Origin of the sequence: Arthrobacter sp. zg-Y844, assembly GCF_024385465.1 — a bacterium.
Taxonomy (GTDB): domain Bacteria; phylum Actinomycetota; class Actinomycetes; order Actinomycetales; family Micrococcaceae; genus Arthrobacter_B.
In genome coordinates, this window is record NZ_JANFLS010000004.1 from 405,995 (window position 1) to 418,598 (window position 12,604).

At 67.4% G+C, this 12,604-nt stretch carries 12 protein-coding genes; 10 read left to right on the forward strand and 2 right to left on the reverse strand.

Going from position 1 to position 12,604, the window contains the following annotated elements; all coding sequences use genetic code 11:
• Nucleotides 1-7 precede the first annotated feature (7 nt).
• Nucleotides 8-475: a GNAT family N-acetyltransferase gene (locus NNX35_RS14250; RefSeq protein ID WP_255868097.1), complete on the reverse strand. Its 468-nt coding sequence runs from the start codon at nucleotides 473-475 to the stop codon at nucleotides 8-10.
• A gap of 62 nt (nucleotides 476-537) precedes the next feature.
• Nucleotides 538-1,164 carry a TetR/AcrR family transcriptional regulator gene (locus tag NNX35_RS14255; RefSeq protein ID WP_255767155.1) on the reverse strand — a complete coding sequence of 209 codons (627 nt, stop codon included), beginning with the start codon at nucleotides 1,162-1,164 and terminating at the stop codon, nucleotides 538-540.
• Between the two features lie 142 nt (nucleotides 1,165-1,306).
• Between NNX35_RS14255 and NNX35_RS14260 the strand changes: the two genes are divergently transcribed.
• The 10 genes from NNX35_RS14260 to NNX35_RS14305 all read left to right on the forward strand — a co-directional run bounded on the left by NNX35_RS14260 (nucleotide 1,307) and on the right by NNX35_RS14305 (nucleotide 12,519).
• Nucleotides 1,307-2,911: a carboxyl transferase domain-containing protein gene (locus NNX35_RS14260; protein ID WP_255868098.1), complete on the forward strand. Its 1,605-nt coding sequence runs from the start codon at nucleotides 1,307-1,309 to the stop codon at nucleotides 2,909-2,911.
• A 6-nt stretch (nucleotides 2,912-2,917) separates the two neighbouring features.
• Nucleotides 2,918-5,080: a biotin carboxylase N-terminal domain-containing protein gene (locus NNX35_RS14265; protein ID WP_255868099.1), complete on the forward strand. Its 2,163-nt coding sequence runs from the start codon at nucleotides 2,918-2,920 to the stop codon at nucleotides 5,078-5,080.
• Entirely contained in the window at nucleotides 5,067-6,230 is a 1,164-nt protein-coding gene (locus NNX35_RS14270) for an acyl-CoA dehydrogenase family protein (RefSeq protein ID WP_229953186.1), read from the forward strand. Before NNX35_RS14265 ends, NNX35_RS14270 begins: the two co-directional genes overlap by 14 nt.
• 44 nt (nucleotides 6,231-6,274) lie before the next feature.
• Nucleotides 6,275-7,057, forward strand: a complete 783-nt coding sequence (locus tag NNX35_RS14275; RefSeq protein ID WP_255767158.1) for a CoA transferase subunit A — start codon at nucleotides 6,275-6,277, stop codon at nucleotides 7,055-7,057.
• Nucleotide 7,058: 1 nt separating this feature from the next.
• Nucleotides 7,059-7,700, forward strand: coding sequence for a CoA transferase subunit B (locus tag NNX35_RS14280; protein WP_255868101.1), 642 nt, complete (start codon nucleotides 7,059-7,061; stop codon nucleotides 7,698-7,700).
• 31 nt (nucleotides 7,701-7,731) lie between these two features.
• Nucleotides 7,732-8,238 (forward strand): MaoC family dehydratase, encoded by a 507-nt coding sequence (locus NNX35_RS14285; RefSeq protein ID WP_229953275.1) that lies wholly within the window; start codon nucleotides 7,732-7,734, stop codon nucleotides 8,236-8,238.
• Between the two features lie 43 nt (nucleotides 8,239-8,281).
• On the forward strand, nucleotides 8,282-9,094 hold the full coding sequence (locus NNX35_RS14290; RefSeq protein WP_255863374.1) for a CoA ester lyase: 813 nt from the start codon (nucleotides 8,282-8,284) through the stop codon (nucleotides 9,092-9,094).
• A gap of 31 nt (nucleotides 9,095-9,125) precedes the next feature.
• A complete protein-coding gene (locus NNX35_RS14295) occupies nucleotides 9,126-9,803 on the forward strand; it encodes an NAD(P)-binding oxidoreductase (RefSeq protein ID WP_255767161.1) in 678 nt (225 codons plus the stop codon).
• Nucleotides 9,804-9,899: 96 nt separating this feature from the next.
• The gene (gene dxr, locus NNX35_RS14300) at nucleotides 9,900-11,144 is read left to right on the forward strand and encodes a 1-deoxy-D-xylulose-5-phosphate reductoisomerase (RefSeq protein ID WP_255767162.1); all 1,245 of its coding nucleotides are present in this window, start codon (nucleotides 9,900-9,902) and stop codon (nucleotides 11,142-11,144) included.
• A 31-nt stretch (nucleotides 11,145-11,175) separates the two neighbouring features.
• Nucleotides 11,176-12,519, forward strand: coding sequence for an RIP metalloprotease (locus tag NNX35_RS14305; protein ID WP_255868102.1), 1,344 nt, complete (start codon nucleotides 11,176-11,178; stop codon nucleotides 12,517-12,519).
• The last annotated feature ends 85 nt before the right edge of the window (nucleotides 12,520-12,604 follow it).

A 12,604-nucleotide genomic window follows, 5' to 3' on the forward strand; every position in this document is an offset into this window, starting at 1 on the left:
GTGGGAGCTAGGCCAGCTCGAGCTCGAGTTCCTTTACCACGGCGCCGCGGGCATTGGCGAAGCCCTGCGTTTCACCGATGACGGTGAAACCGTATTTCTCCAGGATGCGGATGGAACTGACGTTGTCCGCAACGGCACGTGCCCGGATCGGGCGTTCGGCGAATTCCTCCAGGAACAACCCCACCGCCGCGGTGGTGATGCCCTGCCCCCAGTGTGCCTTGTCGATCCAGTAGCTGATCTCGGGAATCTCACCGTCACGGTAGGCAAGGATGCTGCCGACCACTTCGCCGTCGGCCACAATGGTGCGCACGGTGACGGTCGGATCGTTCAGGATGCTCTGCCAATGGTGGTCAAAGACGCCGCGGTCCGCCGGGTTCTTGGCGCTGAACGCGGCCATATGGTTGGCACTCGGGTCCAGCTGGTGGGAGAAAAACTCCTCCAGGTCGGCGGGAACTACGGCACGAAGCTCAATCACGGCAGGTCTTTCTGCTCGGGGGGTGGAGTTCTGCCTGCCGGGAAGGCCGGCAGGCCTGACAGCTATCGGACGTTCAAGGCCGCCCACGCCATTCTATCGAGCAGCGTACGCAGCCTTGCCGTCTCGCGGGCGCTGATCCGGCCGCGGACAGTATGGGAGGTGGAATTGATCAGGCCGAAGACACCCTGGGCCCGGTGGCGCAGCAACGGCAGGTCGGAACCGGGGTGCAGCGCGGAAAGCGCGTCCACCCAGACCTCGACGTACTGGCGCTGCAGGGAGCGTACCCGCCGCTCGTCGCTTTCCGGCAGGCTGCCCAGATCCCGGTCCTGGACCCGGATCACGTCCGCCTGGCGCAGCGCGAAATCAACCTGGAATTCCACCAGGCCGCGCAGGGCGATTTCCGGGGTCGAAGATTCGGCGACCACAGCCTTCCCGCCCTCCAGCAGGTCCTCGCTGACACCGATCAGCAGGGCGGAGAGCACTGCAGGTTTGCCACTGAAATGCCGGTAGACCGCCGGTCCGCTGACCCCTGCGGCGGCACCGAGCTCCTCAATGGAGACACCGTTGTAGCCGCGTTCGGCAAACAGGGATGCGGCGGCGTCGAGCATTACTGCCCGACGGGAGGCCTTCGCCTGGCTGCGCCCGGTCATTCGGGCCTCCGCTGTTGCTTCGTCTTTTGCTACGTCCATTCCCACCCCTTCTGATTGGACTGCGCATTTATTCCTATTGTGGTGGACAGGTGAGTTAATAACCAATAACCTGACTTGGGTTAGGGGTTATTAACTCAGCTTAGTGCTGGTTTTCCCTCGCCACTGTTGCAGGAAGACGTCAATGGAGACACTGAAATCCGGCTTGGACACGGCTTCGGCCGCGTTTGCCGCCAATGCCGCGGCGCAGCAGGCGCTGGTACAGGAGCTGCGCGGACGGCTGGCGGACGCCGCCGCCGGCGGACCGCAGCGTTCCCGCGAGCGGCACACCGCACGCGGAAAGCTGCTGCCCCGCGAGCGGGTCATCCGTCTCCTGGACGAGGGCAGCCCCTTCCTTGAAGTGGCACCGCTGGCCGCCGCGGACATGTACGACGGCGAGTGCCCCTGTGCGGGACTGATCGCCGGCATCGGCCTGGTGCAGGGCCGGCAGGTGATGATCCTGTCCAATGACGCCACGGTCAAGGGCGGAACGTACTACCCGATGACGGTCAAAAAGCATCTGCGGGCACAGGAAATCGCCCTGGAAAACCGGCTGCCGTGCATTTACCTGGTGGACTCGGGTGGGGCTTTCCTTCCCCGGCAGGACGAGGTTTTTCCCGACCGTGAGCATTTCGGCAGGATTTTCTTCAACCAGGCGCAGATGTCCGCGCGGAAGATCCCGCAGATCGCCGCCGTCCTGGGCTCCTGCACCGCCGGCGGCGCCTATGTGCCGGCAATGAGCGACGAAACGGTGATCGTGCGCAACCAGGGGACGATCTTCCTGGGCGGCCCGCCGCTGGTGAAGGCCGCCATCGGTGAGATCGTCACCGCGGAGGAACTCGGCGGCGGAGACGTGCACTCCCGCACCAGCGGCGTCACCGACCATCTGGCCGAAAACGACGCCCACGCCCTGGAGATAGTGCGCAGCATCGTGGAGACCTTCCCACAGCAGGAACCCGTGTGGGACATTGCGGAGTCCCGGCCGCCCGCCGAGGACCCCGCGGAAATCTACGGCACCGTTCCCACCGACCTGCAGACCCCCTATGACGTACGCGAACTGATCGCCCGCCTGGTGGACGCCAGCGAGTTCCACGAGTTCAAGAAGGAGTACGGCACCACCCTGGTCACGGGGTTCGCCCGGCTGCACGGCCACCGGATCGGCATCGTCGCCAACAACGGCGTGCTGTTCAGCGAATCCGCGCTCAAGGGAGCCCACTTCATTGAGCTGTGCGACCAGCGCGGCATCCCGCTGGTGTTCCTGCAGAACATTTCCGGGTTCATGGTCGGCCGGGATTACGAAGCGGGCGGAATCGCCAAGAACGGCGCCAAAATGGTGACCGCGGTGGCCACCTGCCGGGTTCCCAAACTGACGGTGGTGGTGGGCGGTTCCTTCGGGGCCGGGAACTACTCCATGTGCGGGCGGGCGTACTCGCCGCGCTTTATGTGGATGTGGCCGGCGGCCCGGATTTCCGTCATGGGCGGAGCCCAGGCATCGTCGGTCCTGGCCACCGTCAAGCGGGACCAGCTCGAGGGCCGCGGCGAGGAATGGCCGGCGGAGGACGAGGAAGCCTTCAAGGCCCCGATCCGCGAAACCTACGAAACCCAGGGCAGCCCCTATTACTCCACGGCACGGCTGTGGGACGACGGCATCATCGACCCACTCGACACCCGCACCGTTCTGGGCCTGGCCCTGGACGTCTGCGCCAACGCACCCCTGCCGGAGACCTCCTTCGGCCTGTTCCGGATGTGAGCGACTATGACCCCGCAGCCCTATAACGCCGCACCGCTTTTCGACACCGTCCTGGTCGCCAACCGCGGCGAAATCGCCTGCCGCGTGATCCGCACCCTGAAGACGCTGGGGATCCGGTCGGTGGCCGTCTACAGCGACGACGACGCCGGTGCCCGCCATGTGCGCGAAGCCGACCTCGCGGTCCGGCTCGGGCCGGCACCCGCCCGGCAGAGCTACCTCTCCGTAGACGCAGTGCTCGCCGCCTGCCGCAGCACCGGGGCGCAGGCAGTGCATCCCGGCTACGGTTTCCTGAGCGAAAACGCGGACTTCGCCTCCGCCCTGGCAGATGCCGGAATCACCTTCATCGGCCCGCCGGTCCGGTCCCTTGATCTGATGGGGGACAAGATCCGCGCCAAGAACCATGTGCAGGCGCACGGCGTGCCGGTGGTTCCAGGGATCGCCGAACCGGGCCTGGACGATGCCCGCCTGCTGGCCGCCGCGTCCGACGTCGGCTATCCCCTCCTGATCAAGCCCTCCGCCGGCGGCGGAGGCAAAGGCATGCAGGCCGTGCAGAACCCCGCCGACCTGCCGGCGGCGCTGCAGACGGCCCGGCGGGTGGCCGCGTCGGCCTTCGGCGACGACACCCTGTTCCTGGAACGGCTGGTCTCCTCACCCCGGCACATCGAGGTGCAGATCCTCGCGGACACGCACGGGAACGTCGTCCATCTTGGGGAGCGGGAATGCTCCCTGCAGCGGCGGCACCAGAAAGTCATTGAGGAAGCACCCTCCGTGCTGCTGGATGCGGCCACCCGGGAACGCATCGGCGAGGCGGCGTGCAATGCCGCCCGGTCCGTGGATTACACCGGCGCGGGAACCGTGGAGTTCCTGGTGTCCGACGCCGCTCCGGACGAGTTCTTCTTCATGGAAATGAACACCCGCCTGCAGGTGGAACATCCGGTGACCGAAATGGTCACCGGCGTGGACCTGGTGGCCGAGCAGATCCGCATTGCCGCCGGTCATCCGCTGTCCCTCAAACAGGAAGAGGTCACCCTCACGGGGCATGCGGTGGAAGCCCGGATCTACGCGGAGGACCCGGAGCGGGACTTCCTGCCGACGTCGGGCTCGGTGCAGTGGCTGCGCGAACCCGCCGGCGACGGCGTCCGGGTGGATTCCTCCCTGCTGCCCGGACTGGCCGTTTCCTCCAGCTATGACCCCATGCTGGCCAAGGTCATCGCCTGGGGGCCGGACCGTGCTGCCGCACTGGCCCGCCTGGACACGGCGCTTGCGGGTACCGCAGTGCTGGGCATCGGCACCAACGTGGAATACCTCCGGTTGCTGCTGGCCGATCCCGATGTCCGCGCCGGACGGCTGGACACCACCCTGATCGAGCGGCGCCTGCCCGGACTGAAGTTCCGGACCCCGCAGGTTCCCGAACTCGCCGCAGCCGCCCTGCTGTACGCGCAGGAGCTGGCGGACACGGCGTCGGGTTCTCCCTGGCGGCGGGCGGACGGCTGGCGGATCGCCGGCAGCGGTGCGGGCGGCGGGAACGGCAACGCCGGAGGCACGCCCCTGCACCTGGTCTTTGCCGCCCCCGTTCCCGGCGGTGACGACGTCGAAGTGGGCGTTACCGGCACCGCACGGGACGCTACGGTGCGGATCGGCGGGACCACGCACACCGCCTCCCTGCCGGCAGGCAGCGGGACCCGGGACGGGGGACGCGTGGGCGTTTCCCTGGACGGGGTCCTGCACAGCTTCACTGTTGCCGCCGAACCGGAAACCGGGGCGTTCTGGCTGGCCGGAGGAACGGCCGGCGAGCTGTTCACGGTCCGGCTGCGACTGCGCAGCCGGCGCGAGCAGCTGGACCGGCACATGGCGGCAGCCGGACGCGTTGCCGGCGAGGCGGACCCGGTGGTGCGCTCGCCGATGCCGGGCACCGTCGTCGCGGTAGCCGTGGCTGACGGTGACCGGGTACCCGCCGGGGCGCCGCTGCTCAGCGTCGAAGCCATGAAGATGGAACACCAGCTGCGGGCACCCATGGCCGGCATCGTCTCCCTCAGCCTGAAGCCCGGAGACCTGGTGAAGGCCGATCAGGTCCTGGCCACACTCACGCCGGAAACGGAAACGGATTCCGTCACCGACGCCGCAACAGAGCCGCACAACGAACAAGGAGCAGACCATGCCCGACTTTGAACTCAGCGAGGAATACCAGGACCTCTCCGACACGGTGCGCGACTTCGCTGACGAAGTCATCGCCCCCGTGTCCGCCCAGCACGACGCGGAGCACAGCTTCCCGTACAAGGTCATCGCCCAGATGGGGGAGATGGGACTGTTCGGGCTGCCCTTCCCGGAGGAATACGGCGGCATGGGCGGAGACTACTTCGCCCTGGCCCTGGCGCTGGAACAGATCGCCCGGGTGGACCAGTCCGTGGCCATCACCCTGGAGGCCGGTGTCTCGCTCGGTGCCATGCCCGTGTACCGGTTCGGCAATGAGGAGCAGAAGCAGCAGTGGCTGCCCCTGCTCGCCAGCGGCGAAGCGCTCGCAGGATTCGGCCTCACCGAACGCGAGGCAGGCTCCGACGCCGGCGGCACCAAGACCACCGCCCGGCTCGAGGACGGACAGTGGGTCATCAACGGCAGCAAGGAGTTCATCACCAACTCCGGCACCGACATCACCCGCCTGGTGACCGTCACGGCCGTGACCGACACCGTCACCGAGCCGGACGGTTCCGTCCGGAAGCTCATCTCCACCATCCTCGTGCCGACCGAAACCCCCGGCTTCACGGCTGAAAAGCCGTACAACAAGGTGGGTTGGAATGCCTCGGACACGCATCCGCTGACCCTCACCGACGTCCGGGTGCCCGAGGCGAACCTGCTGGGTGCCCGGGGGCGGGGCTTCGCGAACTTCCTGCAGATCCTGGACGAAGGCCGCATCGCCATCGCGGCGCTGGCCACCGGTGCCGCGCAGGGATGCGTGGATGAATCCCTGCGGTACGCCAAGGAACGCGAGGCGTTCGGCGCGGCCATCGGCACCTACCAGTCCATTTCCTTCAAGATCGCACGCATGCAGGCACGGGCCCACACGGCCCGCCTGGCCTACTACGATGCCGCCGCCCGCATGCTTGCCGGACGCCCGTTCAAGACGCAGGCGGCGATCGCCAAGATGGTGGCCGGAGAAGCGGCCATGGACAACGCCCGCGACGCCACCCAGATCTTCGGCGGCTACGGTTTCATCAACGAGTTCCCGGTGGCCCGGCATTACCGCGATTCCAAGATCCTGGAAATCGGTGAGGGAACTACTGAGGTGCAGTTGATGCTGATTGCCCGCAGTATGGGCCTGTGACAACCGACGGTGACTTTGCCAACTGAGAACGAACGGACACTGCCATGATCAACAAGGTGTACCCCGGTGCGGCCGAAGCCGTCGCCGACATTCCGGACGGCGCTTCCCTCGCCGTGGGCGGCTTCGGCCTCTGCGGTATTCCGGTCGCGTTGATCGACGCCCTGCATGCGGCAGGCACTACGGACCTGGAAACCGTCAGCAACAACTGCGGCGTGGATGACTGGGGGCTGGGCAGGCTGCTTGCCGACCACCGGATCCGGCGTACGGTCAGCTCCTATGTGGGGGAGAACAAGGAATTTGCCCGCCAGTTCCTCTCCGGCGAACTGGAAGTGGAACTGACCCCGCAGGGCACCCTCGCCGAGAAACTGCGCGCCGGCGGTGCCGGCATTCCGGCCTTCTACACCCCGGCCGGGGTAGGCACGCAGGTGTCCGAGGGCGGCCTGCCGCAGAAGTACGACGCCGAGGGCGGCGTGGCGCTGGCATCCGATCCTAAGGAGGTCCGCAGCTTTCACGGCGCGGACTATGTGCTGGAGGAATCACTGACCCCCGACTTCGCCCTGGTCCATGCAGCGAAGGGAGACCGGCACGGAAACCTGGTCTTCCATGCCACGGCCATGAACTTCAACCCGCTTTGCGCCATGGCCGGGCGCATCACCATCGCCGAGGTGGAAGAGCTGGTGGAGCCCGGGGAACTGGACCCCGAACACGTCCACGTCCCGGGGATCTTTGTCCAGCGGGTGGTCCTGGCACCCGAACCGGAGAAACGCATAGAGAAGCGGACGGTCACGGCCGGCGCAGGCAGCACCAACGGAAGCAAGGAGTCCTGAGATGGCACTGAGCCGGCAGCAGCTGGCCGCCCGGGTAGCCCGCGAGCTGCACGACGGCGAATACGTGAACCTCGGCATCGGCATGCCCACGCTGATTCCGAACTACATCCCCGAAGGCGTGGAAGTGGTGCTGCACTCCGAGAACGGAATCCTCGGCGTCGGGCCGTACCCCACCGAAGACCAGCTGGACCCGGACCTGATCAATGCCGGGAAGGAAACCGTCACCGTGAACAGCGGTGCGTCCTTCTTTGATTCCGGCGCTTCCTTCGGCATGGTGCGCGGCGGGCATGTGGACGTCGCGGTACTGGGTGCCATGGAAGTGGCAGCGAACGGCGACCTGGCCAACTGGATGGTGCCCGGAAAGATGGTCAAGGGCATGGGCGGGGCAATGGACCTGGTGTTCGGCGCCAAGCGGGTGATCGTCATGATGGAGCACCTGGACCGGGCGGGACGGCCCAAGATCGTGCGCGAATGCTCCTTGCCGCTGACCGGAAAGGGCTGCGTGGACCTGATCGTCACCGACCTGGCCGTGATCGAGGTTGGCCCCCAGGGGCTGGTGCTGCGCGAGACCGCGCCCGGCGTCAGCATCGAGGAAGTGGTTGCGGGCACGGATGCACCGTTGGAGGTTTCCCTTGACGTATGAGGAGCCCGACGCCGGCACCGAGGAGGTCGCGATGGCGCCCCGGGTCATTGAGCAGCGCGGCCTCTGGTACGAGGAGTTCGAGCCGGGAGCCGTTTACCGCCACCGGCCCGGCCGCACAGTCACCGAGGCGGACAACGTCCTGTTCACCACCCTGACCATGAACACCCAGGGCCTGCATCTGGATGCCGCCTACAGCGAGGTCCAGCCGTTCGGGCAGCGGCTGGTGAACTCCATGTTCACCCTGGCCACGATGGTGGGCCAGTCGGTGGCGCAACTGACGCAGGGCACCCTGGTGGCGCAGCTGGGGCTGGGGGAGATCAGCTTCCCGCACCCGCTCTTCCACGGCGACACCCTGTATACCGAAACCGAAGTCGCGGACAAACGGCTCTCCTCTTCCCGGCCCGGGCAGGGGATCGTCACGCTGACCCATACCGGCAGGAACCAAAACGGTGACATTGTCGGGCGGTGCACCCGGACCGCCCTGATGTGGACGGAGGAGGGCTACGCCGCACGGGAGGCCGGCGCCGGTACGCGATAGGTTGGATCGGCAAGCACAACAGGAAAGACCTAGGAGTACAGCGATGACGACCTTCCCCATGGGACCAGCACTGCTTTTCTGCCCGGGGGACCGGCCCGAACGCTTCGGCAAGGCTGCCGAGCGGGCGGATGCCGTCATCCTGGACCTCGAGGACGCCGTCGCTCCCCGGGACAAGGAAGCGGCCCGGAAGAACATCATCGCCGCGGAGCTGGACCCCGAACGCACCATTGTCCGCGTCAATCCGCTCGGGACGGAGGACTTCGAGCGGGACCTCGCCGCCCTGTACCAGACCCCGTACCGCACCGTGATGCTGGCCAAGACGGAGGACGGAAGCGCCGTCGCCCGGGCGCTCGCCGGTTTCACCGTCGTCGCCCTGCTGGAAACGGCGCTCGGCGTGGTACGGGCCGCGGACATTGCCGCTGCGGAGAACGTGGCGGCCCTGATGTGGGGCGCCGAGGACCTGCTGGCTTCGCTCGGCGGGGAATCCAGCCGCCACCAGGACGGCACCTACCGCAGCGTCGCCGTGCAGGCCCGCTCCACGGTGCTGCTCGCCGCCGGCGCCTTCGGCAAGGGGGCCATCGACTCGATCTACGGCAACATCCCGGATACCGAGGGACTGGAGGTCGAAGCGCGCGACGCCGTCGCCTCGGGGTTCGCGGCCAAGGCCTGCATCCATCCCGGCCAGGTCGCTGCCGTGCGCGCCGCCTACGCACCCGACCCCGCAGACGTCACCTACGCCGAGCAGGTGCTGGCCGAGGCCGGGAACCACGGGGGAGTGTTTAACTTCCGCGGACAAATGATCGACGGTCCGCTGCTGAAGCAGGCCGAGCAGACGCTGCGGCGCGCGCAGGGCTGATTCCGGCCGTGACGGCCGCTACTCTTTCATCATGCGCATAGTCATAGCGGGAGCCCACGGAAGAATCGCACGCGAACTGGGACGACTCATGGCGGCGGACGGACACGATGTTGCCGGCCTGATCCGTAACCCGGACCAGGCAACGGACCTGGAAGCGGACGGCGTCGCACCGGTGGTGCTGGACCTGGAGAACAGCACCCTGGAGGACGTAGTACAGGTCCTCACCGGTGCGGATGCGGCCGTCTTTGCCGCCGGCGCCGGACCCGGAAGCGGTGCCGCCCGCAAGGACACCGTGGACCGTGCCGCCGCCGTACTGCTGGCCGACGCCGCCGAGCAGGCAGGAGCCGGCCGGTTCCTCCAGGTCTCCTCCGGCGGCCTCGACGCCGTCCGAGGCGGCGCCCGCCCGGAGTCGATGGACGAGGTGATGTACGCCTACCTGGTGGCCAAGCTCGCCGCCGAAGAAGACCTGATGGCACGCAGCCAGCTGGACTGGACAATTGTCCGGCCGGGCATCCTGACCAACGACGCCCCCATCGGCCTGGTGGAACTCGCCCCGGAGGTAGACCGGGAGTCCATCCCGCGGCAGGACGTCGCCGCCGTCCTCGCCGAGCTGCTGAAGACCGGCAACGGCGTCCACCAGGCGCTGGGCCTGGTCTCCGGGACCACGCCTGTTCCCGACGCCGTGCAGGCACTGCAGCCGGCCCGCTAGTTCCGGGTACCGGCTTCCCCGGCTTCACTGGCTTGCCCCCGGCTTCCCCGGCGCGCGGCAATGCGGAAGGCCGCCGGGCTGCGGGATACTGGAGGCATGCAGCCTTCCGACTCGATCTCCTCTGAATCCGACTACGTCCGTTCCCGCCGGCCCGGATCGGACCATCTGCCCCGGCGGGTGGTCCTGCTCGGTTCCACCGGGTCGATTGGAACGCAGGCCATCGACGTGGCCGACGGCGCACCGGAGCGGTTCCGCATTGTGGCGCTGGCCGCCGGCGGGTCCAACCCGGAGCTCCTGGCCCGGCAGGCCGTGCACACCCGGGCGGAGGCGGTAGGCTGCGCCGCCGTCGACCTGCCCACCCTGCACCGGCACATCTCCGACGCTGCCGCCGCCGCCGGCATCACCGGATATACACCTGAACTGTTTGTCGGAAAGTCCGCGGCCACCGCAATCGCCGCCTGGACCGAAGCCGACGTCGTGCTCAACGGCATCACCGGGTCGATTGGACTGGAACCCACGCTGGCGGCCCTGGCCGCCGGGCACCTGCTGGCCCTGGCGAACAAGGAATCCCTCATCGTGGGCGGAGAGCTGGTCAAGCGTGCCGCTGCTCCCGGGCAGCTGGTTCCGGTGGACTCCGAGCATTCGGCACTCGCCCAGGCCCTGCGCTCGGGCACCCACGGCGAAGTGGACCGGCTGGTGGTGACGGCCTCGGGCGGTCCGTTCCGCGGGCGCAAGCGCGCCGAACTTGCGGACGTCACGCCGGAACAGGCACTGGCCCACCCGACCTGGAACATGGGCCGGGTGATCACCACCAACTCGGCCAGCATGGTCAACAAGGCGCTGGAAGTCATCGAGGCGCACCTGCTGTTCGACATCCCGCTGGACCGGATCGACGTCGTCGTCCATCCGCAGTCCATGGTGCATTCCATGGTGCAGTTCGTGGACGGCTCCACCATTGCCCAGGTCTCGCCGCCGGATATGCGGCTGCCGATCGCGCTGGGCATGGGCTGGCCGCACCGGGTGCCCGGCGCCGCACAGCCCTGCGACTGGACCCAGGCCACCGAATGGACCTTCGAACCCCTGGATGAGGAAGCCTTCCCCGCCGTCGCGCTGGCCAAGCAGGCGGCCGCCGCCGGGGGAACGCGCATGGCCGTCTACAACGCTGCCAACGAGGAAGCCGTGGACGCCTTCCATGACGGATTGATCGGGTTCACAGACATCGTTGATACGATCGCCGCCGTACTTGACGACGCCCCGGACTCGGGGCCGCTCACCCTCCAGTCGCTGCTGGCGGCGGAGGAATGGGCACGTGCCGCCGCGCGGAAGCGTTGTGGAAGATGACAAGAGCCGCAGTTGAACTGAAGGAAGCCCGTTGACCATTCTGCTTTTCATCCTTGGCGTGCTGTTCGTGGCGACCGGCATTGCTGCCTCCATCGCCCTGCACGAGGTAGGCCACCTCCTGCCGGCCAAGGCCTTCAAGGTGCGGGTCACCCAGTACATGATCGGGTTCGGACCCACCGTTTTCTCCCGGACCCGCGGCGAAACCGAATACGGTGTCAAGGCACTGCCCTTGGGCGGTTACGTTTCCATGGTCGGAATGTTCCCGCCCAACAAGGAACACGACGGCGAGGTGCGGCGTTCCAGCACCGGCATGTTCCAGCAGCTCGCCACCGAAGCGCGGCAGGCTGAGACCGACCGCCTGGTCGAGGGCGACGAGGACCGGGTTTTCTATAAGCTTCCCGTCTACAAGCGGATCATCATCATGCTCGGCGGGCCGTTCATGAACCTGCTGATCGGCGTCGTGCTTTTTGCGGTCCTGCTGATGGGCTTCGGCACCGCGCAGACCACCACCACGCTGGCCTCGGTCAACGAGTGCGTGATTTCCGCCGAGCAGCAGGCCGCCACCGGACAGACCGACTGCACGGAAGCCGACCCGGCCGCCCCTGCCCATGAGGCGGGCCTGCTTCCCGGGGACACCATCACGAAGTTCGACGGCCGGGACGTTACGTCCTGGGAAGAGCTCACGGGCTGGATCCGCGAGGCTGCCGGACGCACGGTTCCGCTGACCTATGAGCGGGACGGCGTCGAAACCCAGACCAGCATCACGCCGCTGCTCACGGAACGTCCGGTGGTGGGCGACGACGGAGCCGCCAAGACCGACGACGCCGGCAACTACCTCACGGAGGAAGTGGGCTTCATCGGAGTCGGCGCGGAGCAGGAACTGGTGAACCAGCCGGCCACGGCTGTGCTGCCTGCGGTGGGGGACAACCTGGTCAACATCGCCGGCGTGGTGGTCAACCTTCCCCAGCGTCTGGTGGACGTTGCCCAGGCCGCGTTCTCCTCCGAACCCCGGGACCCGAACGGACCCATGAGCGTGGTGGGCGTCGGCCGCATTGCCGGGGAAATCTCCGCCGAGGAAGCCATTCCGCTAACGGACCGGGTGGCAACGCTCATCGGACTTGTTGCCAGCGTGAACCTGGCGCTGTTCGTCTTCAACCTCATTCCGCTGCTGCCCCTGGACGGCGGCCACGTTGCCGGGGCGCTGTGGGAGGGACTGCGGCGCCGCGTGGCGAAACTGTTCCGCCGTCCGGATCCGGGGCCCTTCGACATGGCGAAGCTGCTTCCGCTGACGTACGCCGTGGCGGTGCTGCTGATGGGGATGGGCGCGCTGCTGATCTACGCGGACATCGTGAAGCCGGTCAGCCTGTTCAACTAGGTTTCCCCGGTCCCGCTCCGGCGGCCGGAACGGCGGCAACGAAATCCCTTGCTCGCAGAGCTCGCCGGGATATTAAAGCCGCCTT

Excerpts from the sequence above, each read along its gene's own strand:
- NNX35_RS14255 (WP_255767155.1), bottom strand. The coding sequence starts at position 1,164 with ATGGACGTAGCAAAAGACGAAGCAACAGCGGAGGCCCGAATGACCGGG.
- NNX35_RS14260 (WP_255868098.1), top strand. The coding sequence starts at position 1,307 with ATGGAGACACTGAAATCCGGCTTGGACACGGCTTCGGCCGCGTTTGCC.
- NNX35_RS14265 (WP_255868099.1), top strand. The coding sequence starts at position 2,918 with ATGACCCCGCAGCCCTATAACGCCGCACCGCTTTTCGACACCGTCCTG.
- NNX35_RS14270 (WP_229953186.1), top strand. The coding sequence starts at position 5,067 with ATGCCCGACTTTGAACTCAGCGAGGAATACCAGGACCTCTCCGACACG.
- NNX35_RS14275 (WP_255767158.1), top strand. The coding sequence starts at position 6,275 with ATGATCAACAAGGTGTACCCCGGTGCGGCCGAAGCCGTCGCCGACATT.
- NNX35_RS14280 (WP_255868101.1), top strand. The coding sequence starts at position 7,059 with ATGGCACTGAGCCGGCAGCAGCTGGCCGCCCGGGTAGCCCGCGAGCTG.
- NNX35_RS14285 (WP_229953275.1), top strand. The coding sequence starts at position 7,732 with ATGGCGCCCCGGGTCATTGAGCAGCGCGGCCTCTGGTACGAGGAGTTC.
- NNX35_RS14290 (WP_255863374.1), top strand. The coding sequence starts at position 8,282 with ATGACGACCTTCCCCATGGGACCAGCACTGCTTTTCTGCCCGGGGGAC.
- NNX35_RS14295 (WP_255767161.1), top strand. The coding sequence starts at position 9,126 with ATGCGCATAGTCATAGCGGGAGCCCACGGAAGAATCGCACGCGAACTG.
- dxr (WP_255767162.1), top strand. The coding sequence starts at position 9,900 with ATGCAGCCTTCCGACTCGATCTCCTCTGAATCCGACTACGTCCGTTCC.